Annotated in this window: 33 protein-coding genes; 29 read left to right on the plus strand and 4 right to left on the minus strand. The window is 33.5% G+C overall.

The window, feature by feature from the left end:
- The first annotated feature begins 10 nt into the window (after nucleotides 1–10).
- Entirely contained in the window at nucleotides 11–760 is a 750-nt protein-coding gene (gene bla, locus ABD771_RS03740; RefSeq protein ID WP_345090859.1) for a BlaB/IND/MUS family subclass B1 metallo-beta-lactamase, read from the plus strand.
- On the opposite strand, the gene ABD771_RS03745 is transcribed toward bla, so the two are convergent.
- The gene (locus ABD771_RS03745) at nucleotides 732–1373 is read right to left on the minus strand and encodes a DUF1287 domain-containing protein (protein ID WP_345090862.1); all 642 of its coding nucleotides are present in this window, start codon (nucleotides 1371–1373) and stop codon (nucleotides 732–734) included. The two genes, bla and ABD771_RS03745, sit on opposite strands and share 29 nt — an antisense overlap.
- Before the next feature lie 96 nt (nucleotides 1374–1469).
- On the opposite strand from ABD771_RS03745, the gene radC reads away from it, so the two are divergent.
- Genes radC through ABD771_RS03760 form a run of 3 tightly spaced genes read left to right on the plus strand, consistent with a single transcriptional unit; the run spans nucleotide 1470 to nucleotide 3639 of the window.
- Complete coding sequence (radC, locus tag ABD771_RS03750; protein ID WP_345090866.1) at nucleotides 1470–2153, plus strand: RadC family protein; 684 nt, start codon at nucleotides 1470–1472, stop codon at nucleotides 2151–2153.
- A 50-nt stretch (nucleotides 2154–2203) separates the two neighbouring features.
- A complete protein-coding gene (locus ABD771_RS03755) occupies nucleotides 2204–2887 on the plus strand; it encodes a YjjG family noncanonical pyrimidine nucleotidase (protein WP_345090871.1) in 684 nt (227 codons plus the stop codon).
- Nucleotides 2887–3639 (plus strand): hypothetical protein, encoded by a 753-nt coding sequence (locus ABD771_RS03760; protein ID WP_345090874.1) that lies wholly within the window; start codon nucleotides 2887–2889, stop codon nucleotides 3637–3639. The genes ABD771_RS03755 and ABD771_RS03760 overlap by 1 nt, the downstream gene beginning before the upstream one ends.
- Before the next feature lie 8 nt (nucleotides 3640–3647).
- Here the strand turns inward: ABD771_RS03760 and ABD771_RS03765 are convergent, their stop codons facing one another.
- Nucleotides 3648–4925, minus strand: coding sequence for a replication-associated recombination protein A (locus ABD771_RS03765; protein ID WP_345090955.1), 1278 nt, complete (start codon nucleotides 4923–4925; stop codon nucleotides 3648–3650).
- 219 nt (nucleotides 4926–5144) lie between these two features.
- On the opposite strand from ABD771_RS03765, the gene ABD771_RS03770 reads away from it, so the two are divergent.
- A complete protein-coding gene (locus ABD771_RS03770; RefSeq protein ID WP_345090876.1) occupies nucleotides 5145–5927 on the plus strand; it encodes a rhomboid family intramembrane serine protease in 783 nt (260 codons plus the stop codon).
- 125 nt (nucleotides 5928–6052) lie between these two features.
- Here ABD771_RS03770 and rlmB read toward each other — a convergent pair whose 3' ends face one another.
- The gene (gene rlmB, locus ABD771_RS03775; protein WP_345090879.1) at nucleotides 6053–6787 is read right to left on the minus strand and encodes a 23S rRNA (guanosine(2251)-2'-O)-methyltransferase RlmB; all 735 of its coding nucleotides are present in this window, start codon (nucleotides 6785–6787) and stop codon (nucleotides 6053–6055) included.
- A 53-nt stretch (nucleotides 6788–6840) separates the two neighbouring features.
- The gene (locus ABD771_RS03780) at nucleotides 6841–8505 is read right to left on the minus strand and encodes a BamA/TamA family outer membrane protein (RefSeq protein WP_345090882.1); all 1665 of its coding nucleotides are present in this window, start codon (nucleotides 8503–8505) and stop codon (nucleotides 6841–6843) included.
- 317 nt (nucleotides 8506–8822) lie between these two features.
- Here ABD771_RS03780 and rpsL point away from each other — a divergent pair, with 317 nt between their 5' ends.
- The 24 genes from rpsL (at nucleotide 8823) to rplO (ending at nucleotide 21299) form a co-directional block, all read left to right on the plus strand.
- Nucleotides 8823–9206 (plus strand): 30S ribosomal protein S12, encoded by a 384-nt coding sequence (rpsL, locus tag ABD771_RS03785; RefSeq protein WP_007136570.1) that lies wholly within the window; start codon nucleotides 8823–8825, stop codon nucleotides 9204–9206.
- Nucleotides 9207–9231: 25 nt separating this feature from the next.
- Nucleotides 9232–9708: a 30S ribosomal protein S7 gene (gene rpsG / locus ABD771_RS03790; protein ID WP_344816880.1), complete on the plus strand. Its 477-nt coding sequence runs from the start codon at nucleotides 9232–9234 to the stop codon at nucleotides 9706–9708.
- An 11-nt stretch (nucleotides 9709–9719) separates the two neighbouring features.
- Entirely contained in the window at nucleotides 9720–11876 is a 2157-nt protein-coding gene (gene fusA, locus ABD771_RS03795) for an elongation factor G (RefSeq protein ID WP_345090887.1), read from the plus strand.
- A gap of 11 nt (nucleotides 11877–11887) precedes the next feature.
- Nucleotides 11888–12193 carry a 30S ribosomal protein S10 gene (gene rpsJ, locus ABD771_RS03800; RefSeq protein ID WP_274782155.1) on the plus strand — a complete coding sequence of 102 codons (306 nt, stop codon included), beginning with the start codon at nucleotides 11888–11890 and terminating at the stop codon, nucleotides 12191–12193.
- A gap of 166 nt (nucleotides 12194–12359) precedes the next feature.
- Complete coding sequence (gene rplC, locus ABD771_RS03805) at nucleotides 12360–12977, plus strand: 50S ribosomal protein L3 (protein WP_344816879.1); 618 nt, start codon at nucleotides 12360–12362, stop codon at nucleotides 12975–12977.
- The gene (gene rplD, locus ABD771_RS03810; RefSeq protein WP_345090957.1) at nucleotides 12977–13606 is read left to right on the plus strand and encodes a 50S ribosomal protein L4; all 630 of its coding nucleotides are present in this window, start codon (nucleotides 12977–12979) and stop codon (nucleotides 13604–13606) included. Before rplC ends, rplD begins: the two co-directional genes overlap by 1 nt.
- 6 nt (nucleotides 13607–13612) lie before the next feature.
- Nucleotides 13613–13903: a 50S ribosomal protein L23 gene (gene rplW / locus ABD771_RS03815; RefSeq protein WP_290835169.1), complete on the plus strand. Its 291-nt coding sequence runs from the start codon at nucleotides 13613–13615 to the stop codon at nucleotides 13901–13903.
- A gap of 9 nt (nucleotides 13904–13912) precedes the next feature.
- Nucleotides 13913–14737 (plus strand): 50S ribosomal protein L2, encoded by an 825-nt coding sequence (gene rplB, locus ABD771_RS03820; protein ID WP_344816878.1) that lies wholly within the window; start codon nucleotides 13913–13915, stop codon nucleotides 14735–14737.
- Nucleotides 14738–14747: 10 nt separating this feature from the next.
- Nucleotides 14748–15026 carry a 30S ribosomal protein S19 gene (gene rpsS, locus ABD771_RS03825; protein ID WP_007136562.1) on the plus strand — a complete coding sequence of 93 codons (279 nt, stop codon included), beginning with the start codon at nucleotides 14748–14750 and terminating at the stop codon, nucleotides 15024–15026.
- 6 nt (nucleotides 15027–15032) lie between these two features.
- Nucleotides 15033–15443, plus strand: a complete 411-nt coding sequence (gene rplV / locus ABD771_RS03830) for a 50S ribosomal protein L22 (protein ID WP_298119769.1) — start codon at nucleotides 15033–15035, stop codon at nucleotides 15441–15443.
- 5 nt (nucleotides 15444–15448) lie between these two features.
- Nucleotides 15449–16204: a 30S ribosomal protein S3 gene (gene rpsC / locus ABD771_RS03835; protein ID WP_298119771.1), complete on the plus strand. Its 756-nt coding sequence runs from the start codon at nucleotides 15449–15451 to the stop codon at nucleotides 16202–16204.
- 19 nt (nucleotides 16205–16223) lie between these two features.
- Nucleotides 16224–16649 carry a 50S ribosomal protein L16 gene (gene rplP, locus ABD771_RS03840; RefSeq protein ID WP_344816877.1) on the plus strand — a complete coding sequence of 142 codons (426 nt, stop codon included), beginning with the start codon at nucleotides 16224–16226 and terminating at the stop codon, nucleotides 16647–16649.
- Between the two features lie 13 nt (nucleotides 16650–16662).
- Complete coding sequence (rpmC, locus tag ABD771_RS03845; protein WP_298119774.1) at nucleotides 16663–16851, plus strand: 50S ribosomal protein L29; 189 nt, start codon at nucleotides 16663–16665, stop codon at nucleotides 16849–16851.
- An 11-nt stretch (nucleotides 16852–16862) separates the two neighbouring features.
- On the plus strand, nucleotides 16863–17123 hold the full coding sequence (gene rpsQ, locus ABD771_RS03850; RefSeq protein ID WP_035125656.1) for a 30S ribosomal protein S17: 261 nt from the start codon (nucleotides 16863–16865) through the stop codon (nucleotides 17121–17123).
- A 2-nt stretch (nucleotides 17124–17125) separates the two neighbouring features.
- Nucleotides 17126–17494 (plus strand): 50S ribosomal protein L14, encoded by a 369-nt coding sequence (rplN, locus tag ABD771_RS03855; protein WP_007803649.1) that lies wholly within the window; start codon nucleotides 17126–17128, stop codon nucleotides 17492–17494.
- 11 nt (nucleotides 17495–17505) lie between these two features.
- Nucleotides 17506–17820: a 50S ribosomal protein L24 gene (gene rplX / locus ABD771_RS03860; RefSeq protein ID WP_345090959.1), complete on the plus strand. Its 315-nt coding sequence runs from the start codon at nucleotides 17506–17508 to the stop codon at nucleotides 17818–17820.
- Nucleotides 17821–17822: 2 nt separating this feature from the next.
- Nucleotides 17823–18374 carry a 50S ribosomal protein L5 gene (gene rplE, locus ABD771_RS03865; protein WP_345090894.1) on the plus strand — a complete coding sequence of 184 codons (552 nt, stop codon included), beginning with the start codon at nucleotides 17823–17825 and terminating at the stop codon, nucleotides 18372–18374.
- Nucleotides 18375–18377: 3 nt separating this feature from the next.
- On the plus strand, nucleotides 18378–18647 hold the full coding sequence (gene rpsN, locus ABD771_RS03870; RefSeq protein ID WP_035125659.1) for a 30S ribosomal protein S14: 270 nt from the start codon (nucleotides 18378–18380) through the stop codon (nucleotides 18645–18647).
- 141 nt (nucleotides 18648–18788) lie between these two features.
- The gene (rpsH, locus tag ABD771_RS03875; protein WP_298304731.1) at nucleotides 18789–19187 is read left to right on the plus strand and encodes a 30S ribosomal protein S8; all 399 of its coding nucleotides are present in this window, start codon (nucleotides 18789–18791) and stop codon (nucleotides 19185–19187) included.
- Between the two features lie 17 nt (nucleotides 19188–19204).
- Nucleotides 19205–19747: a 50S ribosomal protein L6 gene (gene rplF / locus ABD771_RS03880; protein WP_298304728.1), complete on the plus strand. Its 543-nt coding sequence runs from the start codon at nucleotides 19205–19207 to the stop codon at nucleotides 19745–19747.
- Nucleotides 19748–19758: 11 nt separating this feature from the next.
- Nucleotides 19759–20112, plus strand: coding sequence for a 50S ribosomal protein L18 (gene rplR / locus ABD771_RS03885; protein WP_298304726.1), 354 nt, complete (start codon nucleotides 19759–19761; stop codon nucleotides 20110–20112).
- Between the two features lie 3 nt (nucleotides 20113–20115).
- A complete protein-coding gene (gene rpsE, locus ABD771_RS03890) occupies nucleotides 20116–20640 on the plus strand; it encodes a 30S ribosomal protein S5 (RefSeq protein ID WP_089046918.1) in 525 nt (174 codons plus the stop codon).
- Between the two features lie 12 nt (nucleotides 20641–20652).
- Nucleotides 20653–20835: a 50S ribosomal protein L30 gene (gene rpmD / locus ABD771_RS03895; RefSeq protein WP_298119790.1), complete on the plus strand. Its 183-nt coding sequence runs from the start codon at nucleotides 20653–20655 to the stop codon at nucleotides 20833–20835.
- A gap of 11 nt (nucleotides 20836–20846) precedes the next feature.
- Complete coding sequence (rplO, locus tag ABD771_RS03900; protein WP_344816874.1) at nucleotides 20847–21299, plus strand: 50S ribosomal protein L15; 453 nt, start codon at nucleotides 20847–20849, stop codon at nucleotides 21297–21299.
- Nucleotides 21300–21308 lie beyond the last annotated feature (9 nt).

Genomic DNA, 21308 nt, shown 5'->3' on the forward strand with positions numbered 1-21308 from the left:
AAATTTGTCAATGAAAAAATATGCTATTATAGTATTTGTTTTATTCACAGTTTTTGTGTTTGGACAGCACAAATCTGCTTTAAAAATAACAAAGTTAACCGGAGATTTCTATGTTTATGAAACTTATAAATTTTACAAAAACAAACCAATTTCTGCAAACGGAATATATCTTGTGACTAATGAAGGAGTTGTGATGTTCGACTCACCTTGGGATACAACGCAAGCATTGCCTTTGTTGGATAGCATAAGAAAAAAGCACAATAAAGAAGTAGTTATGTGTATTGCAACACATTCTCATGATGACAGAACAGGTTCTTTAGGGATTTATAATCAAAAAGGAATTAAAACTTTTTCGACTAAACAAACGGATGAAATATGCAAGATTAATGTTGAAGAGCGAGCTTCTAATTTATTTGAAAAAGATACCTTTTTTAAGTTAGGACAATACTCATTTAAAACATTTTATCCAGGAAAAGGACATACGCCAGATAATATTGTGATTTGGTTTGAAAACGAACAAATCCTATATGGAGGTTGTTTTGTTAAAAGTAGTCAAGCTAAAGATTTAGGAAATCTATCCGATGCAAATGTTTTAGAATGGGAAAAATCTATTAATAAAGTTATCCAGTTGTTTCCAAAACCAAAATATATAATTACAGGTCATCAAAGATGGAAAAGTAAAAAATCCTTAAAACATACATTGAAGTTAATAGAAAACGATATTAAGGAATCTATTCAACAAATTGTTTCTCATACTTAAAATGACCAACAATTTCCCAACTAAACAAACAATCTTCTGCGACTTGTCCGCCACCAACATTGTGAACAATAATAGGGTTTCCATCTATTGATTTTTTGTAGGTTATAATTCCAATGTGAGGTAATTTTCCATTAATCATCCAAGTTACAATTTCGCCTGTTTTATAATCATTTGGATTATTTGAAACTTTAAGTTTTTTACCTTTTCGTTCAAAGAAAACTTCAAGATTCGGAACTCTTCTATGATCAATATTAGTATCTGTTTTTTTAAAACCCCATTTGGTTGGATATTTCGAAAAATTAGCTTTCATATCTTCGTGAACTTCTTTTTGCAAATCAATTCCAAGTTTTCGGTAGGCACGAATTACAACGTCTGAACAAACTCCAGTTTTAGCAGGAACATCACCATTAGGATATTTTAATGAAACATAATCTGGAGTATAAACTACATTTTCATCAATAATTGAAATTGCAGCATTTGAAAGCTTCTCTTCAAAAGTAGAAGGATTTTCAATCGCAGCAACTGAAATGTTTTCAGTTTTCAATTTATTTTTTTCAGCTTTTTTGCATCCAAAAGAAAATAAAATCACAAGAAGAATTAAAGGTAGTTTCATGAATTGTTTTTTTATTCAAACGAAAATTCTAATCATTTTATTTTGAACTCTTTAAAAAAATATAGTTCTTTGTGCTTTATAAACGCCAAAATAATTATGTACACACCTATCAATCAATGGGCTGAAGACGATCGCCCAAGAGAAAAATTTCTACTAAAAGGAAAATCTTCCTTATCAGATTCCGAATTACTTGCTATTTTAATTGGTTCCGGCTCTCGAAATGAAAGCGCAGTGCAACTTTGTCAACGCATTTTATTTTCAGCCAACAACAATTTAAATCAACTCGGAAAATTATCCATTCAACAACTTACCGAATTTAAAGGAATAGGCGAGGCAAAAGCGATTTCTATCGCAGCAGCATTAGAATTAGGAAGAAGAAGACGATCTGAAGATGCGATTACTTTAGATAAAATAACTTCAAGCAAAGTTGTTTTCGAAATCATGCAACCCATAATTGGTGAATTGCCACATGAAGAATTTTGGGTTTTATATCTCAATAATTCCAATAAAGTAATCCATAAATCACAACTTTCAAAAGGAGGCATTACAGGAACAGTTGTAGACAGCAGAATAATTTTCAAAACCGCATTGGAATATAACGCAACTTCGTTAATTTTGACACACAATCATCCGTCTGGAAAATTGCTAGCAAGTGATGCAGACAAAGAAGTGACCAAAAAATTGAAATTAGCGGGTCAACAAATGGATATTTTTGTATTGGATCATATTATTATTACAGAAAATGGTTATTATAGTTTCAATGATAATGGTATTTTCTAATTATAAATTCAAAACTTAGCAATTTTTCAAGTCAATTAATAAATTTAAAATTGAAACATATTACCGATATTTTTTTTGATTTAGATCATACACTTTGGGATTTTGATAAAAATTCTGAGCTGGCTTTTGATAAAATATTTAAAGAAAATCACCCAAAAGTGGATACAAAATCGTTTGTAGAAATCTACGCGCCAATCAATCAAGCTTGTTGGAAATTGTATCAAGTTGATAAAATTTCTCACGAGGAACTACGTTACAAAAGATTGAAAGATTCGTTTGATGCGCTAAACTATTCAATTTCTGATGAGGATATAAATCAAATGTCAGTTGATTATATTACCTATTTGCCAGAAAACAACATGTTATTTGATGGCGCAAAAGAAGTTTTAGACTATCTCAATCTTAAATATAAGTTGCATATAATAACCAATGGTTTTGCAGAAGTTCAATATAAAAAATTAAATAATTCAGGAATTTCAGATTATTTTATTTCTGTAACCAATTCGGAAATGGCTGGTGTAAAAAAGCCAAATCCTAAGATATTTGAGTATGCTTTATCAAAGGCAAATGCCAATAAACAGAATAGTATTATGATTGGCGATTGTATAGATGCTGATGTTAAAGGAGCGTTAGATTTTGGGATTGATGCAATATTTTTTAACGAAAGTAAAATTGAAATTCCTTCCCATATAAAACAAGTGAATCACTTAATAGAATTAAAAAATTACCTATAATGAAAAAATATTATCTTTTATTTTTATTACTTTCTGCTATCGGATTTAGTCAAAATTTGAATGACTATAAGTATGCAATGGTGCCTTCAAAATTCAACTTTTTGAAAGAAGAAAACATGTATAACTTAAATGCTTTGACTAAATTATTTATGGAAAAATATGGTTTCGAAACCTATTTAAGTAATGAAACTGCTCCTGATGATTTTATCGCAAATAATTGTAATAAAGTATTTGTTGATGTTATTCCTAATAATAATTTTTTCACAACAAGAGTGAAAGTTGTTATAAAAGACTGTAGAGGAACAATTTTATATACTTCAGAAGAAGGAACAAGTAAAGATAAAGAATATAAAGTTGCCTATAATCAAGCTTTACGAATGGCTTTTGATAGTTTTAGTATTTTAAAAACCCACAAATACCAACCTTCACAAAAGAGTTTAGGGATGATTGGTGAACCAGCTCCAGCTAAAGTAAATGTAGAAAAGGTTGTTGTAACTAGCGAGAATGTCAAGGTTTATACTTCTAAAGTTGATAATTCATCTTTATTTGTTCAACCAATCACAAATGGTTTTCAAATCATAGACTCTGAACCAAAAGTGATTTATAAAATCTTCAATACTTCAACAAAAGATGTTTATATCGCTACAAAAGGAACAATTCAAGGTGTTTTCTTTTCAAAAAACAACGAATGGTTTTTCGAATACTATCAAAACGACAAATTAGTTACTGAAAAAGTAGAAGTAAAATTCTAAACTATTTACTAATAACCATATTTATCTTTCCAACGATTTTTTAAAAATTCTCTCGTTCCATTTTCTCTAGAATTACTTCCAGGATCGTAGAATTTAGTTTCCTTAATTGCATCAGGTAAATATTCTTGTTCGCTAAAATTATTTGCGTAATTGTGAGAATATTGGTATTCATCACCATAACCTAATTCCTTCATTAATTTGGTTGGAGCGTTTCGCAAATGAATTGGAACTGGTAAATCGCCAGTTTGTTTTACAATAGCTTGCGCTTCGCCTATCGCCATATAACTTGCATTACTTTTCGGAGATGTTGCTAAATAAACAGCACACTGACTCAAGATAATTCTACTTTCAGGATAACCAATTGTGGCAACCGCTTGAAACGTATTATTTGCCATAATAAAAGCAGTTGGATTTGCATTTCCAATGTCTTCACTTGATAAAATCAACATTCTTCTGGCTATAAATTTTACATCTTCTCCACCTTCAATCATTCGAGCCAACCAATAAACAGCACCATTTGGGTCGCTTCCACGAATTGATTTTATAAAAGCTGAAACAATATCATAATGTTGTTCGCCAGTTTTGTCATAAAGAACTGTGTTTTGTTGTACTAATTCTAAAACTTTTTCATTGGTAATTGTAATTTGACCTTCAGGGCTTGCGTTTACAACCAATTCAAAAATATTTAATAGTTTGCGTCCATCACCACCAGAAAGTCGCAACAACGCTTCCGATTCTTTGATTTTTATTTTTTTGGAAGAAATTATAGTGTCCAATTTCATTGCTCGTTCCAAAAGCGCTAATAAATCTTCCTTCGAAAACGGATTTAAAACATAAACCTGACAACGTGACAATAACGCAGGAATCACTTCAAAACTCGGATTTTCAGTTGTTGCTCCAATCAATGTTACCCAACCTTTTTCTACAGCTGCCAAAAGTGAATCTTGCTGCGATTTACTAAAACGATGAATCTCATCAATAAATAAAATCGGATTTTTAGCCGTGAATAATCCGCCACTTTGTTTTGCTTTTTCAATCACATCGCGAATGTCTTTCACACCACTATTTATGGCGCTCAATTCATAAAACGGACGATTACTTTGCTTAGCAATAATCTGTGCCAAAGTCGTTTTTCCAGTTCCTGGTGAACCCCAAAAAATCATTGACGGAATAACGCCACGAGCAATCTGTTGCGTCAGCGAACCGCTCGGTCCAACTAAGTGCAACTGACTAATATAATCTTCTAATTTCTGCGGACGAATGCGTTCGGCTAAAGGTGCTTCCATTTCTAATGTGGCAATTTGATAATTTATCAATGTATCAATTTTCAGAAAGATTGATAATTGTACAAATTTAAGTATTAATTTGAGTTATTTGATATTCAAACATTTTCTAATTTTCATAATAAATTGTTTCACTTTCACATCGATTCATTTTTACATTAAACTATGACAAAATAGCATTAAATAATTATTGGTTGTATTTTTGATAAATCAATTGTCACTATGAGACACAATAACGAAATAAACCATTTTAAATTTTCACCATCAACTTGGATTGTTCCAACTTTTTTGTTGGTTGTGATTTGGTTTGTGTTTTATGTAGAAAATTCTTTTAATATTGATTTAGGTAATCACGGAATTCTACCAAGAACTTTCTCAGGATTGCAAGGTGTAATTTTTAGTCCGTTTTTGCATGGTGATTTGAGTCATATTGCTAATAATTCGTTGCCACTTTTTATTTTAACAACTGCGCTAATTTATTTTTACAGAGAAGTTTCACTAAAAGTTTTGGTATACGGAATATTATTTTCAGGTATAATCACTTGGATTATTGGTCGCGAATCCTATCATATTGGCGCCAGCGGATTAATTTATGTTTTGGTTTCCTTCATTTTCTTTAAAGGAATGATGACCAAATATTATCGATTGATGGCATTATCACTTGTGGTTGTTGTTTTATATGGTGGAATGATTTGGTATGTTTTTCCAGATGTAGACCACAAAATTTCTTGGGAAGGACATTTAGCTGGATTACTAACAGGATTTGTTTTTGCTGTAAGATTCAAAACACCTGATTACGTAAAAGACATACAATACGAATGGGAAAAACCTGATTTCAATCCGCAAGAAGATGCCTTTATGAAACGATTTGATGAAAACGGCAACTTCGTAAATCCACCAAAACCTGAAGAACTAATGGTTGAATATGAAGAAATTTTAGCTGAACCTGTGAAATATGTTTATGTTTTTAAGGAGAGTAAGGAAGAAGATCAAGTAGACGAATAGTTTGCTTTTTAGCCCCGATAGGAATGAAAATCTCGTCTCGTTTTTTGGAACGAGACGAGATTGTAATGTATAGCGGGAAAATGGTTTGTAAATAAAGCCCAAGCCATTCGCTTCTAATAAAATTGTTATTGTCGTTGGCGAACTGTCTCATACAAAAATGCTCCACAAGCCACAGAAACATTTAGTGAACCAATAGTTCCGAACATAGGTAGTTTTCCTTTAGCATCAACAATTTTCAAAACCGATGGATTAATTCCTCTGTCTTCGCTTCCCATGATGATAGCAACTGGTTCGTTTAATGAAATATCGTAAATACTATCTTCGGTTTTTTCGGTTGCGGCAACTGTTTTGATTCCGCTTCCTTGAAGATAGAAAATCGCGTCTTTAATGTGATCTACTTTGCAAATTGGCACATTAAAAACCGCTCCAGCTGAAGTTTTTACAGTATCGCCATTTACTGGTGCTGAGCCTGTTTTTTGAACAATAATTCCGTCAACACCAGTACATTCGGCAGTTCTAATTATAGCACCAAAATTTCTAGCATCGCTCAATTGGTCGAGGATTAAAAATAAAGGCATTTTTCCACTTTCTACAACGCTATCAACAAGAGTTTCTAGTTTTACAAACGAAATAGGAGCAATGGTTGCCACCGCACCTTGATGGTTATTTGGAGTTAATCGGTTTAATTTTTCAACTGGAACGTATGAGAAATTGATGCTATTTTTTTTCATAGTTTTCATCAATTCCTGCATCAACTCACTTTGGGCATCGCTTTGAACGAATACTTTATCGATTTCTTTCCCTGCATTTATAGCTTCTATAATTGCTCTAATTCCGAAGATTTGGTTTTCTTTTTCCATGGCGCAAAGGTAAACTTTTTTAAGAAGGTTTAAAAGTTTAAATGGTTAAGAGTTTAAAAGGTTGCTTTCAAACTAATATGAACTATAGAATTAGAAAGTTTTATGGCTTGTTCGTTGGTGCTTCCGTTGGCGTAAATCAAATTGAAAAGTCCGTTTTTTGTCAACAATCCAAATCCGAAACCAAGTCCAAGAAGATTACCATTAGAATCAGTGGTTTTATCTTGAAAATAGCCATAATCAATGATAGAATGCACATAAATATTTGGCGAAAGTATATAGCGATACTCAGTCAAAATAGAGGAGAAGATGTTACCTTGCAAACTATTCTCATTAAAACCTCGAATCGAATTGATACCGCCAAAACGATGCAATTCATTAATAATATAGTCATCACTTTGCAGATAGAAATTTTGAGTTTTTAAATTGACCACATTTTTATTGTTGAGATACAAATTATGTTTCAAATTCAAACTTCCAAAAAACTGCGAATTACTTTGAAATTTGGACTCGCGTTTTCCTGTTCCAATTTTCAAACTATAATTACTTTTTTCAGGAAACAGAAAATCATCTTGTTTAAAATCTACAAACTCAAAAGTAGATGTGATAAATTGGTTTTCAAAGTCACTTAAAGTCGAAGTGTTTACATTATTAATGTCACTTGATTCAGCCGATTGATAACCTAAATACAATCTAGTATTATAATTAAAATAATAACCTAAATCAATCGAAGTTTGTGTATTTTGAAAGGTACTATCTTGTTTGAAAATGTTCAATTGCGCTTTCAATCCAATCGGACTTTTAAAAATATAAGGAAGTTCTAAACCCAGATTAAACGTTTTTTGATCTTCGCCGTTACTTTTCCAATACAAAGCTATTTTTTCACCTGAATTTAAAATGTTATTCAAAGTCAAATCCAAATAACCATTAAAAATAACTTTAGAATTTTCATCGTTAGAAAAACCAATAAAACCATCAAAGTTATTCGCTTTTGCTTTTTCCAAATAAACATAAACTTTTGTGGAATCTTTGGAAAACAAAATCTCAGGATATTTAGTTTGCTTCACGAATCGATATTGCTCAAGATCTTTGTAAAGTTTTTCCAAATTCTGCTGATTGAAAACTCTTTTTTTATAAAGTCGTTTCAAATTTTTCTTGTGACCTTCGGGAAATTTGTCATATCCATTAATTACAATATCATTCAATTGACGCTTCTGTTCGGTTTTTACATTCAAGTCGGCGGTAACAAGACCGTTTTTATTTTTAATGTTTAGTAATTTTACTTTCGCCATAGAAAAACCTTTAGTTTCCAACTGCTTCAAAGTCGAATTCAAAAAGGCTTCGCTTTCAACAAAAGGCAATTTCAAAGTATCATTTTTAACTTCATAAATGCCCCAATTTTTAACTGCATAATCTTTACCTATATATATATGTATAAAATTAGTTTTTTCACCTATATTATATAGGTATAAAAAAGTGCTGTCATTTTCCTTTTTACTTTCAATAATTTCTTGTTCTAAAAAACCAACCTTCAACAACTTTTCCGAAAATAATTTACATTCATCAACAACTCCTTTTGCATTACTAAAGGATTTAGAATAACCTACAGAATCGATAATTTTAGTTTGCTTGTCATTTTTACCAATAATCTTCAAATACCTATTTTGCCCAAAGCTATTTAGGGAAAATAGAAATATGAAAATTAAAATTAGTTGTTTCATTAAAGCTGAATTTAGTTCAGTTTCTAGGAGCGAATGCCTTGGGTTTTATTTGTAATCCTTATTCCTGCTGCCTTTCCAAATCTTTTTTTACAAAAAAGGATTTTCCCTTGCATCAGGGCTATAGAGCTAGCTGTTCTAATATTTGTTGCCGTTGTAAAAATAACGTAAAATTTCAGAGTTTAATATAAATTTTGATGTGTAAAGAAATGTTATTGAAAATTAATGAATTATGATTTTTTTTATTAAAAATAATTACTACATTTGCAACCCCTAAAAAGTGGGGAATTAATAAATAAAAGAAAAATTAGTATTTAATTATGCCAACAATTCAACAATTAGTAAGAACAGGAAGAACTCAAATCACTAAGAAGAGTAAATCGGTTGCTTTAGATTCTTGTCCTCAAAGAAGAGGTGTTTGTACGCGTGTTTACACTACTACTCCAAAAAAACCAAACTCTGCAATGCGTAAAGTTGCGCGTGTACGTTTGACTAATGGAAATGAAGTGAATGCTTACATCCCAGGTGAAGGACACAATTTACAAGAGCACTCGATAGTATTAGTGAGAGGCGGAAGAGTAAAAGATTTACCAGGAGTTAGATACCACATCGTTCGTGGTGCGCTTGATACCTCAGGTGTAGCAGGAAGAACGCAACGTAGATCTAAGTATGGTGCAAAACGTCCAAAAGAGGCGAAAAAGTAATTTTTAAAACTCAAAAAGAAAAGACATGAGAAAAAGAGCAGCAAAGAAAAGACCTCTTTTACCAGATCCAAGGTTTAATGACCAATTGGTAACACGTTTTGTAAACAACTTAATGTGGGATGGTAAAAAATCTACAGCTTTTAAAGTATTTTATGATGCAATTGACATCGTAGAAGCAAAGAAAAACAATGACGAAAAATCAGCATTAGAAGTATGGAAAGATGCTTTAACTAACGTTATGCCTCACGTAGAAGTACGTAGTCGTAGAGTTGGTGGAGCTACATTTCAAATTCCAATGCAAATCAGACCAGATAGAAAAATTTCTATGGCAATGAAGTGGATGCTTCTTTATGCTCGTAGAAGAAATGAGAAATCTATGGCTCAAAAACTAGCTTCTGAAATTTTAGCTGCTGCTAAAGAAGAAGGTGCTGCTGTTAAAAAGAGAATGGATACTCACAAAATGGCTGAAGCAAACAAAGCATTCTCACACTTTAGATTTTAATACATACAGAAATGGCTAGAGATTTAAAATTCACGAGAAATATTGGTATTGCAGCTCACATTGATGCTGGTAAAACAACAACAACTGAGCGTATATTATTTTACACTGGTAAATCGCATAAAATTGGTGAGGTGCACGATGGTGCTGCAACAATGGACTGGATGGCACAAGAGCAAGAAAGAGGTATTACAATTACTTCTGCTGCTACAACTTGTGAGTGGAATTTTCCAACAGAACAAGGAAAAGTATTACCAGAATCACAACCTTATCACTTCAATATTATTGATACTCCTGGACACGTTGACTTTACTGTAGAGGTAAACCGTTCTTTACGTGTACTTGATGGTTTAGTTTTCTTGTTTTCTGCTGTTGATGGTGTTGAGCCACAATCAGAAACTAACTGGAGACTTGCTGATCAATATAGAGTTCCACGTATGGGATTTGTTAATAAAATGGACCGTCAAGGATCTAACTTTTTGGCAGTTTGTCAACAAGTAAGAGATATGCTAAAATCAAATGCAGTTGCAATCACTTTACCAATTGGTGAAGAGAATGATTTTAGAGGTGTAGTTGATTTAGTAAAAAATCAAGCAATTGTATGGCATGATGCAACTCAAGGTGCAACTTTTGATATAATTGATATACCAGCTGATATGGTTGCTGAAGTTAAGGAATATAGAGATATTCTTATTGAAGCAGTTGCTGATTATGATGAAAATCTGCTTGATAAATATATGGAAGATCCAGATTCTATCACAGAAGAAGAAATAAATAATGCTTTACGTGCAGCTACTATGGGCATGGCTATCATTCCTATGATTGCAGGTTCTTCTTTCAAAAACAAAGGAGTTCAGTTCATGTTAGATGCTGTTTGTAAATATTTACCATCTCCTTTAGATAAAGAAGGTATTCAAGGTATTCACCCTGATGATGCTGATTTATTAGAAGAAGATCAAACTAAAATCTTACGTCGTCCTGATGTAAAAGAGCCGTTCGCTGCTCTTGCATTTAAAATTGCTACTGACCCTTATGTTGGTCGTTTAGCTTTCTTCCGTGCTTATTCAGGTCGTTTAGATGCAGGTTCTTATATCTTAAACACTCGTTCTGGAAACAAAGAAAGAATTTCTCGTATCTACCAAATGCATGCTAACAAACAAAACCCAATCGATTACATCGAGGCTGGAGATATTGGTGCAGCAGTTGGATTTAAAGATATTAAGACTGGAGATACAATGTGTGATGAAAAACATCCAATTATTCTTGAGTCAATGAAATTCCCTGCGCCGGTAATTGGTATCGCTATTGAACCAAAAACTAAAGCAGACGTTGATAAAATGGGTATGGCTTTAGCTAAATTAGCTGAAGAGGATCCAACGTTTACTGTAAGAACAGATGAGGCTTCAGGTCAAACTATTATCTCAGGTATGGGTGAGTTGCACTTAGACATTCTTGTAGATCGTATGAAACGTGAATTCAAAGTTGAAGTTAACCAAGGTGAACCTCAAGTAGAATACAAAGAAGCTTTCACAAAATCTGCTCAACACAGAGAGACTTATAAAAAACAATCTGGAGGTCGTGGTAAATTCGGAGATATCGTATTTAGACTTGAGCCTGCAGATGAAGTTGATGGAAAAGTGCCTGTAGGGTTACAATTCGTTAACGAAGTTAAAGGTGGAAACGTTCCTAAAGAATATATTCCTTCTGTAGAGAAAGGTTTTAGAGAAGCAATGAAAACTGGTCCATTAGCTGGATATCAAGTAGATAGTTTAAAAGTAACCTTATTGGATGGATCTTTCCACCCAGTAGATTCTGATGCACTTTCTTTTGAATTAGCAGCTAAAATGGGATACAAAGAAGTAGCGAAAGCTGCAGGTGCTGTTATCCTTGAGCCAATTATGAAAATGGAAGTAATTACTCCAGAAGAAAACATGGGAGATATCGTTGGTGATATTAACCGTCGTAGAGGTCAAGTAAATGATATGGGTGACAGAAATGGAGCTAAAACTATCAAAGCTAATGTGCCTTTATCAGAAATGTTTGGATATGTTACAACATTAAGAACATTATCTTCAGGTAGAGCAACTTCTACAATGGAATTTTCACATTATGAACAAACTCCTTCTAATATTTCAGAAGAAGTTATCAAAAAAGCAAAAGGTAACGCTTAATTTTTAACAAGATGAGTCAAAAAATTAGAATAAAATTAAAATCTTACGATCACATGTTGGTTGATAAATCAGCTGAGAAAATCGTAAAAACTGTGAAAAGCACAGGTGCTGTTGTAACAGGTCCAATTCCGTTACCAACTCACAAAAAAATATTTACTGTATTACGTTCTCCTCACGTTAATAAAAAATCGAGAGAGCAGTTTGAAGTAATGTCATACAAAAGATTATTAGATATTTACTCTTCATCTTCAAAAACTATTGATGCTCTAATGAAATTAGAGTTACCAAGTGGTGTTGAAGTAGAAATTAAAGTTTAATCTGAGTAAGATTTGAAAAATAAAACCGCTAAAGTAGCACTTACTTAGCGGTTTTTTTAAACTTTAAAATAATATTTGGTGGTTGCAATATTAGTTGTATATTTGCACCCTCAAAAGAGGCGGTATGTATCGTTCTCAAAATTAATTAATTAATAAATTGTTTAATATGTCTGGGTTAATTGGAAGAAAAATCGGCATGACTAGCATTTTCGACGAAAACGGGAAGAACATTCCTTGTACAGTAATCGAAGCTGGACCTTGTGTCGTTACCCAAGTCAGAACCAATGAGGTTGACGGGTATGAAGCTCTTCAACTTGGTTTCGATGACAAAACAGAAAAACATGCTACTAAAGCTGACTTAGGTCACTTTAAAAAAGCTGGTACTTCTGCTAAAAAGAAAGTCGTTGAATTCCAAGGGTTTGAAGGTGAGTTTAAATTAGGTGACAATGTCACTGTTGAGGTATTCAGCGAAGGAGAATTTGTTGATGTACAGGGTGTTTCTAAAGGTAAAGGTTTTCAAGGTGTTGTAAAGCGTCACGGTTTTGGTGGTGTTGGACAAGCTACACATGGTCAACATAACCGTTTAAGAGCGCCAGGTTCTGTAGGAGCATCTTCTTATCCATCACGTGTATTCAAAGGAATGCGTATGGCTGGAAGAATGGGTGGTGAAAATGTAAAAGTACAAAATCTTAGAGTTTTGAAAGTAGTTGCTGAAAAGAACCTACTTGTTGTTAAAGGAGCTATTCCTGGATGCAAAAACTCTTATGTAATCATTCAGAAGTAATGGAAGTAAAAGTATTAGACATCAACGGAAAAGAAACTGGAAGAAAAGTTCAACTTTCTGATTCAGTTTTCGCAATTGAGCCAAATAATCACGCAGTATATCTTGATGTAAAGCAATATCTTGCTAATCAAAGACAAGGAACGCACAAAGCTAAAGAAAGAGCTGAAGTTGCAGGTTCTACTCGTAAGATTAAAAAACAAAAAGGTACTGGTACAGCTCGTGCAGGTAGTAAAAAATCTCCAGTTTTCAAAGGAGGAGGAACTATCTTCGGACCTAGACCAAGAAGTTATTCTTTTAAATTGAATAAAAGTTTGAAAAGATTGGCAAGAAAATCTGCCTTCTCTTTAAAAGCTAAAGAATCAAATTTAATCGTAGTAGAAGATTTTAATTTTGAAACTCCAAATACTAAAAAATTTATTAGTGTTTTGAAAGCCTTAGGGTTAGAAAATAAAAAATCTCTAATAGTGTTGGGTGATTCAAATAAAAATGTATATTTGTCGTCACGCAATTTAAAAGGATCTAGCGTTGTAACTAACTCTGAGTTAAGTACTTATGCTATTTTAAATGCTAATAATTTAGTTCTTTTAGAGGGTTCTTTAGAAGGAATTGAAGAAAATTTAAGTAAATAACAAGCCATGAGTATCATAGTTAAACCTATTATTACAGAAAAAATCACCAAAGATGGTGAGGTTTTCAATCGTTTTGGTTTCGTTGTAGATAAAAAAGCTAACAAAGTACAAATTAAGAAAGCTGTTGAAGCTACTTATGGAGTGTCAGTTGTTAGTGTTAATACAATGAATGTTAGACCAGATAGAACTACTAAATACACTAAAAGTGGTTTGATAAGTGGAAAGTCAAATGCTTACAAAAAAGCAATTGTTCAAGTACAAGAAGGAGAAACAATAGATTTTTACAACAATATCTAATAAATTAAGATGTCAGTAAGAAAATTAAAACCTATTACCCCGGGTCAGCGATTTAGAGTTGTTAATGGTTTTGACGCCATTACAACTGATAAGCCGGAAAGATCTTTGATCGCACCGATAAAAAACTCAGGAGGTAGAAATAGTCAAGGAAAAATGACCATGCGTTATACAGGCGGTGGTCACAAACAAAGATATCGTATCATTGATTTCAAAAGAACTAAAGTTGGAATTCCAGCTACAGTGAAATCAATTGAGTATGATCCAAACAGAACTGCTTTTATCGCATTATTATGGTATGCTGATGGAGAGAAAACGTATATCGTTGCTCAAAACGGTTTACAAGTAGGACAAACTGTTGTATCTGGTGAAGGTGCAGCTCCTGAAATTGGGAATACTTTACCATTAAGTAAAATTCCTCTAGGAACAGTAATTTCATGTATTGAATTACGTCCTGGTCAAGGTGCTACAATCGCTAGAAGTGCAGGTACTTTTGCTCAATTAATGGCAAGAGATGGTAAGTATGCTACAATTAAAATGCCATCAGGTGAAACAAGATTAATCTTGTTAACTTGTTCAGCTACAATTGGAGCAGTATCTAATTCTGATCATCAATTAATTGTATCTGGTAAAGCAGGTAGAACAAGATGGTTAGGAAGAAGACCAAGAACAAGACCGGTAGCCATGAACCCTGTCGATCACCCAATGGGTGGTGGTGAAGGACGTTCATCTGGAGGTCACCCACGTTCTAGAAAAGGTCTTCCTGCTAAAGGTTATAGAACTCGTTCTAAAGTTAACCCGAGTAATAAGTATATTGTTGAACGCAGAAAGAAATAATTAGATAGACATGGCACGTTCATTAAAAAAAGGACCTTTTGTACACTACAAATTAGATAAAAAAGTTCAAGAAAATATTGCTGGAGGAAACAAAGGAGTTGTTAAGACATGGTCTAGAGCTTCAATGATTACACCAGATTTCGTAGGACAAACTATCGCAGTACACAATGGTCGTCAATTTGTTCCAGTTTATGTAACTGAGAACATGGTAGGTCACAAATTAGGAGAGTTTTCACCAACAAGATCATTTAGAGGTCATGCTGGAGCAAAAAATAAAGGTAAAAAATAAGAAGCAATGGGAGTTCGTAAAAGAGAATCAGCAGACGCAAGAAAAGAGGCTAATAAGTCTATAGCTTTTGCTAAATTAAATAACTGCCCTACTTCACCTAGAAAAATGCGCTTAGTAGCAGACTTGGTAAGAGGTCAGAAAGTGGAAAGAGCTTTAAATGTATTAAGATTTAGCTCAAAAGAAGCTTCACGCAAATTAGAAAAACTATTATTATCTGCAATCAATAACTGGGAGCAAAAAAATAGTGAAGGTAATGTAGCTGAAGCAGGCTTATTTGTAAAAGAAATCCGTGTTGACGGTGGAATGATGTTGAAAAGACTTCGTCCAGCACCACAAGGAAGAGCACACAGAATTAGAAAACGTTCTAATCACGTTACAATCGTATTAGGACAATTAGATAACACACAAAGCAATTAATTAAGATGGGACAAAAGACAAATCCAATAGGAAACAGACTTGGTATCATCAGAGGATGGGATTCAAACTGGTATGGTGGAAATGATTACGGTGATAAAATCGCTGAAGATTATAAAATCAGAAAGTATATTCATGCTCGTTTATCAAAAGCTAGTGTATCAAAAGTAATCATCGAGAGAACTTTGAAACTTGTAACCGTTACTATCACTACTGCTAGACCTGGTATCATTATCGGAAAAGGTGGACAAGAGGTAGACAAGTTGAAAGAAGAACTTAAGAAAATTACCGACAAAGAAGTTCAAATTAACATCTTTGAAATTAAAAGACCTGAGTTAGATGCTTATTTAGTTGCAACAAGTATTGCTCGTCAAATCGAAAGCCGTATTTCATACAGAAGAGCTATTAAAATGGCTATCGCAGCAGCAATGCGTATGAATGCAGAAGGTATTAAAGTTTTGATTTCAGGTCGTTTGAATGGTGCTGAAATGGCACGTTCAGAAGGTTTTAAAGAAGGAAGAATTCCTTTGTCAACTTTCAGAGCTGATATTGATTACGCACTTGGAGAAGCTCATACTACTTATGGTAGAATGGGAATCAAAGTATGGATCATGAAAGGTGAGGTTTACGGAAAACGTGATTTATCTCCACTAGTTGGAATGGATAAAAAGCAAGCTTCTGGTGGAAAAGGTGGAGACTCTCCAAGAGGAGATAGAAAACCATTCAACAAAGGTGGTAAACCAGATGCACGTAAAAGAAAGTAATTTTTTAAATTAAAGAAAAATGTTACAGCCTAAAAGAACAAAATACCGTAAGGTACAAAAAGGTAGAATGAAAGGTGTTTCTCAAAGAGGACACATGCTTTCAAGTGGAATGTTTGGAATTAAATCTGTACATGAAAAAGGTGTATTTTTAACTTCACGTCAAATAGAAGCTGCGCGTATTGCTGCAACTCGTTTTATGAAAAGAGAAGGACAACTTTGGATTAATGTATTTCCAGACAAACCTATAACAAAGAAACCTCTTGAGGTACGTATGGGTAAAGGTAAAGGTGCCGTAGAATATTGGGCTGCCGTTGTTAAACCCGGAAAAATTATGTTTGAAGTTGGAGGAGTACCTTTAGCAGTTGCAAAAGAGGCATTACGTCTTGCTGCTCAAAAGCTTCCAGTTAAAACTAAGTTTGTTGTTGCTAGAGATTTCGAAGCATAATATATATAAAATTATGAAACAATCAGAAATTATTAGTCTGTCTACAGCTGAGTTACAAGTTAAACTTAGTGAAGTAAAAAAAACATACGCTGAATTAAAAACCGCTCACGCTATTTCACCAATTCAAAACCCACTTCAAATTAGAACAATGAGAAGAGCGGTTGCAAGATTGGCAACTGAATTAAGCAAAAGAGAATTGTAATCTGCTGAACGATGGAAGATAAAAGAAATTTAAGAAAAGAAAGAATTGGTGTGGTTACTAGCAACAAAATGGAGAAATCTATTGTTGTTTCTGAAACAAGAAGAGTAAAGCATCCAATGTATGGTAAGTTCGTGTTAAAAACTAAAAAATATGTTGCACACGACGAAACAAATGACTGTAACATTGGTGATACAGTAAAGATCATGGAAACAAGACCTTTATCTAAGTTGAAATGTTGGAGATTAGTTGAAATCATTGAAAGAGCGAAATAGTTATGGTACAACAGGAATCTAGATTAAAAGTAGCAGATAACACAGGAGCAAAAGAAGTTTTGACTATCCGTGTTTTAGGAGGAACGAAACGTCGTTATGCCTCTGTTGGAGATAAAATTGTAGTGTCTATTAAAGATGCAACACCAAACGGAAACGTTAAAAAAGGTGCTGTTTCTACTGCAGTTGTTGTACGTACCAAAAAAGAAGTGAGAAGAGCTGATGGATCTTATATCAGATTTGACGATAACGCATGTGTATTGTTAAATGCTGCAGGTGAAATGAGAGGAACTCGTGTTTTTGGTCCGGTTGCCAGAGAACTTCGTGAAAAACAATTCATGAAAATTGTATCATTAGCACCTGAAGTGCTTTAATTCGATTAATGATGACAAAGTTAAAAATAAAATCAGGTGACGTAGTAAGAGTTATTGCTGGAGACCATAAAGGTACAGAAGGTAAAGTTCTTAGAGTTGACCGTGAGAAAAATAAAGCGATTGTTGAAGGTACTAACATGGTTTCAAAACACACGAAACCAAGTGCAAAAAACCCTCAAGGTGGAATCGTTAAGAAAGAAGCTCCTATTCATATTTCTAATTTATCTTTAATAGATCCTAAATCTAAAGAAGCTACAAAAACTGGAACAAGAATAGAAGGAGATAAGAAAGTGAGATTTTCTAAAAAATCAAATCAAGTATTATAGTTATGGCATATATCCCTAGACTAAAAGAAGAGTATAAGAGCAGAGTAATTGCAGCTCTTAAAGAAGAGTTCGGTTATAAAAACGTTATGCAAGTTCCTAAACTTGAAAAAATCGTTATTAGCCGTGGAGTTGGTGCAGCTGTATCAGATAAAAAGTTAGTTGACTACGCAGTAGATGAATTAACTAAGATTACTGGTCAGAAAGCGTTAGCTACAATTTCCAAAAAAGACGTAGCGTCATTCAAATTAAGAAAAGGAATGCCTATTGGTGCTAAAGTTACTTTACGTGGCGAAAGAATGTATGAGTTTTTAGATAGACTTATTACTTCAGCTTTACCTCGTGTAAGAGATTTTAGCGGAATCAAAGCTACTGGATTTGATGGAAGAGGTAATTATAACTTAGGAGTTTTGGAGCAAATCATTTTCCCAGAAATTGATATTGATAAAGTTAACAAAATTTCAGGTATGGATATTACTTTTGTAACTTCAGCAGCAACTGATAAAGAAGCAAAATCATTATTAGCAGAATTAGGATTACCTTTTAAAAAGAATTAAGACATGGCTAAAGAATCAATGAAAGCCCGCGAGGTTAAAAGAGAAAAAACGGTAGCTAAGTATGCTGAAAAGAGAAAAGCTTTATTAGAAGCTGGAGACTATGAAGGTTTACAAAAATTACCTAAAAATGCTTCACCGGTACGTTTACACAATCGTTGTAAATTAACGGGTAGACCAAGAGGTTATATGCGTCAATTCGGTCTTTCACGTGTAACATTTCGTGAAATGGCAAACCAAGGATTAATTCCAGGTGTTAAAAAAGCTAGTTGGTAAATTAGTTTATTTCAGCAGATAATTGTACATTTGCCGGATTTTTGCCGGTAACGTGCAATTATCTGCTTTAAAAATTGAGTTTAATGGCTTCAGGTTCAATGGAATAGTTCTTTTGAAAACCGTAGCCGAATTTTAATAAATATGTATACAGATCCGATTGCAGATTATCTTACGAGAGTCAGAAATGCTGTTAGAGCTAACCACAAAGTGGTTGAGATTCCAGCTTCTAATCTTAAAAAAGAAATCACAAAGATTTTATTCGATCAAGGATATATCTTAAGTTACAAATTTGAGGATTCAACCGTTCAAGGTTCTATCAAAATTGCTTTGAAGTATGATAAAGATACTAAAGAGCCTGTAATTAAAGACATCCAAAGAATTAGTAAACCAGGTTTACGTAAGTACGCAGGTGCTTCAAAATTACCAAGAATCTTAAATGGTTTGGGTATTGCTATTGTTTCTACATCAAAAGGTTTGATGACTGGAAAACAAGCTAAGCAATTGAATGTTGGTGGAGAAGTAATTTGTTACGTATACTAATTTAAAGCTAAGCGACAATGTCAAGAATAGGAAAAAATCCAATTGTAGTTCCAGCTGGTGTAACTGTAGAAGTTACAGAAGGATTGGTTACAGTAAAAGGAAAATTAGGACAACTAACTCAGGAGTTTTCGGACGTTACTGTAAAGTTAGAAGAAGGTCAAGTAATTGTGGAAAGATCATCTGACCACAAAGATCATAGAGCTAAACATGGTTTGTACAGATCATTAATCAATAATATGATTGTTGGAGTATCAACTGGTTTTACTAAAGAATTAGAGCTTGTGGGTGTGGGATACAGAGCTTCAAATCAAGGACAAAAACTTGATTTAGCTTTAGGTTTTTCTCACAATATCATTTTAGAAGTTGCTAAAGAAGTTACTTTAGAAACTATTTCTGAAAAAGGTAAAAACCCTATCGTAAAACTTACATCTTATGATAAACAACTTTTAGGTGCTATTACTGCGAAAATTAGAAATTTCCGTAGACCAGAACCATACAAAGGAAAAGGTATCAAGTTTGTAGGTGAAGTATTAAGAAGAAAAGCAGGTAAATCAGCTTAAAAATAAAGGTTATGTCATTAACAAAATCTGAAAGAAGACAGAGAATCCAGTATAGAATAAGAAAGATTGTTAGCGGTACTGCTGCTAGACCAAGACTTTCTGTATTCAGAAGTAATAAAGAAATCTACGCACAGCTAATTGACGATGTAAATGGTGTTACTTTATTAGCTGCTTCATCTAGAGATAAAGGAGCGGATATTAAAGGTACTAACGTAGAAGTTGCAACAGCGGTTGGAAAACTTGTTGCTGAAAAAGCGTTAAAAGCCGGTATAGATTCAGTAACATTCGATAGAGGAGGTTATTTATATCACGGTCGTATTAAATCATTAGCAGAAGGCGCTAGAGCCGCTGGACTTAAATTCTAATATATTATGTCTAAATACAAAAATGTAGAATTAGTAAAACCTAGTGGTCTTGAATTAAAAGATCGTTTGGTAAGTGTAAATCGTGTTACCAAAGTAACAAAAGGTGGTAGAGCTTTTGGGTTCTCAGCAATTGTTGTTGTAGGTGATGAAAATGGTGTTGTTGGTCATGGATTAGGAAAATCTAAAGACGTTTCTGAAGCAATTGCGAAAGCAGTAGAAGATGCAAAGAAAAACTTAGTTAGAATTCCTTTGAGTGGTCAATCTGTACCTCACGAACAAAAAGGTAAATTTGGTGGAGCTCGTGTGTTCTTAATGCCTGCATCTCATGGTACAGGAGTTATTGCTGGTGGTGCTGTTCGTTCAGTACTTGAATCAGTTGGAATTCACGACGTATTATCAAAATCTCAAGGTTCTTCAAATCCACATAACGTGGTGAAAGCAACTTTTGATGCATTACTACAAATGAGAAGCGCCTACACTGTTGCAAAACAAAGAGGAGTTTCTTTAGAGAAAGTTTTTAAAGGTTAATTCAAGGAAATTATGGCTAAATTATTAGTAAAACAAGTTAGAAGCAAAATCAACTGTCCACTTACTCAAAAAAGAGGTTTAGAAGCTTTAGGTCTTCGTAAAATGGGACAGGTTGTTGAGCATGATTCAAATCCAACAATCCTTGGAATGATAAATAAAGTTAAACACTTAGTTTCCGTTGAGGAAGTTAAATAACAATTATAGTTATGAATTTAAGTAACTTACAACCTGCTGAAGGTTCTACACACAATCAAAATAAAAGAGTTGGTAGAGGAGAAGGTTCTGGTAAAGGTGGTACTTCTGCAAGAGGTCACAAAGGAGCAAAATCTCGTTCAGGATATTCTAAAAAGATTGGTTTTGAAGGAGGTCAAATGCCACTTCAAAGACGTGTTCCTAAGTTTGGTTTCAAGAACATTAACAGAATTGAGCATCAAGGTGTGAATCTTGACACTCTTCAAGCTTTAGTTGATAACGGAATCGTTACTGATACTGTAGATTTTACAGTTTTAGTTGAAAACCGTTTAGCTACCAAAACCGAATTAGTTAAAATTTTAGGTAGAGGTGAATTAAAAGCAAAATTAAAAGTAACTGCTCACAAATTTACTGCTACTGCAAAGGCCGCTATCGAAGCTGCTGGTGGTGAAGCAGTAACATTATAATATTCTGAC

Origin of the sequence: Flavobacterium chungnamense (assembly GCF_039539165.1) — a bacterium.
GTDB lineage: Bacteria > Bacteroidota > Bacteroidia > Flavobacteriales > Flavobacteriaceae > Flavobacterium > Flavobacterium chungnamense.

What these genes read in the sequence shown, in the direction of transcription:
- bla (WP_345090859.1), top strand. Translation starts at nt 11, where the DNA reads ATGAAAAAATATGCTATTATAGTATTTGTTTTATTCACAGTTTTTGTG.
- ABD771_RS03745 (WP_345090862.1), bottom strand. Translation starts at nt 1,373, where the DNA reads ATGAAACTACCTTTAATTCTTCTTGTGATTTTATTTTCTTTTGGATGC.
- radC (WP_345090866.1), top strand. Translation starts at nt 1,470, where the DNA reads ATGTACACACCTATCAATCAATGGGCTGAAGACGATCGCCCAAGAGAA.
- ABD771_RS03760 (WP_345090874.1), top strand. Translation starts at nt 2,887, where the DNA reads ATGAAAAAATATTATCTTTTATTTTTATTACTTTCTGCTATCGGATTT.
- ABD771_RS03765 (WP_345090955.1), bottom strand. Translation starts at nt 4,925, where the DNA reads ATGGAAGCACCTTTAGCCGAACGCATTCGTCCGCAGAAATTAGAAGAT.
- ABD771_RS03770 (WP_345090876.1), top strand. Translation starts at nt 5,145, where the DNA reads ATGAGACACAATAACGAAATAAACCATTTTAAATTTTCACCATCAACT.
- rlmB (WP_345090879.1), bottom strand. Translation starts at nt 6,787, where the DNA reads ATGGAAAAAGAAAACCAAATCTTCGGAATTAGAGCAATTATAGAAGCT.
- ABD771_RS03780 (WP_345090882.1), bottom strand. Translation starts at nt 8,505, where the DNA reads ATGAAACAACTAATTTTAATTTTCATATTTCTATTTTCCCTAAATAGC.
- rpsL (WP_007136570.1), top strand. Translation starts at nt 8,823, where the DNA reads ATGCCAACAATTCAACAATTAGTAAGAACAGGAAGAACTCAAATCACT.
- rpsG (WP_344816880.1), top strand. Translation starts at nt 9,232, where the DNA reads ATGAGAAAAAGAGCAGCAAAGAAAAGACCTCTTTTACCAGATCCAAGG.
- fusA (WP_345090887.1), top strand. Translation starts at nt 9,720, where the DNA reads ATGGCTAGAGATTTAAAATTCACGAGAAATATTGGTATTGCAGCTCAC.
- rpsJ (WP_274782155.1), top strand. Translation starts at nt 11,888, where the DNA reads ATGAGTCAAAAAATTAGAATAAAATTAAAATCTTACGATCACATGTTG.
- rplC (WP_344816879.1), top strand. Translation starts at nt 12,360, where the DNA reads ATGTCTGGGTTAATTGGAAGAAAAATCGGCATGACTAGCATTTTCGAC.
- rplD (WP_345090957.1), top strand. Translation starts at nt 12,977, where the DNA reads ATGGAAGTAAAAGTATTAGACATCAACGGAAAAGAAACTGGAAGAAAA.
- rplW (WP_290835169.1), top strand. Translation starts at nt 13,613, where the DNA reads ATGAGTATCATAGTTAAACCTATTATTACAGAAAAAATCACCAAAGAT.
- rplB (WP_344816878.1), top strand. Translation starts at nt 13,913, where the DNA reads ATGTCAGTAAGAAAATTAAAACCTATTACCCCGGGTCAGCGATTTAGA.
- rpsS (WP_007136562.1), top strand. Translation starts at nt 14,748, where the DNA reads ATGGCACGTTCATTAAAAAAAGGACCTTTTGTACACTACAAATTAGAT.
- rplV (WP_298119769.1), top strand. Translation starts at nt 15,033, where the DNA reads ATGGGAGTTCGTAAAAGAGAATCAGCAGACGCAAGAAAAGAGGCTAAT.
- rpsC (WP_298119771.1), top strand. Translation starts at nt 15,449, where the DNA reads ATGGGACAAAAGACAAATCCAATAGGAAACAGACTTGGTATCATCAGA.
- rplP (WP_344816877.1), top strand. Translation starts at nt 16,224, where the DNA reads ATGTTACAGCCTAAAAGAACAAAATACCGTAAGGTACAAAAAGGTAGA.
- rpmC (WP_298119774.1), top strand. Translation starts at nt 16,663, where the DNA reads ATGAAACAATCAGAAATTATTAGTCTGTCTACAGCTGAGTTACAAGTT.
- rpsQ (WP_035125656.1), top strand. Translation starts at nt 16,863, where the DNA reads ATGGAAGATAAAAGAAATTTAAGAAAAGAAAGAATTGGTGTGGTTACT.
- rplN (WP_007803649.1), top strand. Translation starts at nt 17,126, where the DNA reads ATGGTACAACAGGAATCTAGATTAAAAGTAGCAGATAACACAGGAGCA.
- rplX (WP_345090959.1), top strand. Translation starts at nt 17,506, where the DNA reads ATGACAAAGTTAAAAATAAAATCAGGTGACGTAGTAAGAGTTATTGCT.
- rplE (WP_345090894.1), top strand. Translation starts at nt 17,823, where the DNA reads ATGGCATATATCCCTAGACTAAAAGAAGAGTATAAGAGCAGAGTAATT.
- rpsN (WP_035125659.1), top strand. Translation starts at nt 18,378, where the DNA reads ATGGCTAAAGAATCAATGAAAGCCCGCGAGGTTAAAAGAGAAAAAACG.
- rpsH (WP_298304731.1), top strand. Translation starts at nt 18,789, where the DNA reads ATGTATACAGATCCGATTGCAGATTATCTTACGAGAGTCAGAAATGCT.
- rplF (WP_298304728.1), top strand. Translation starts at nt 19,205, where the DNA reads ATGTCAAGAATAGGAAAAAATCCAATTGTAGTTCCAGCTGGTGTAACT.
- rplR (WP_298304726.1), top strand. Translation starts at nt 19,759, where the DNA reads ATGTCATTAACAAAATCTGAAAGAAGACAGAGAATCCAGTATAGAATA.
- rpmD (WP_298119790.1), top strand. Translation starts at nt 20,653, where the DNA reads ATGGCTAAATTATTAGTAAAACAAGTTAGAAGCAAAATCAACTGTCCA.
- rplO (WP_344816874.1), top strand. Translation starts at nt 20,847, where the DNA reads ATGAATTTAAGTAACTTACAACCTGCTGAAGGTTCTACACACAATCAA.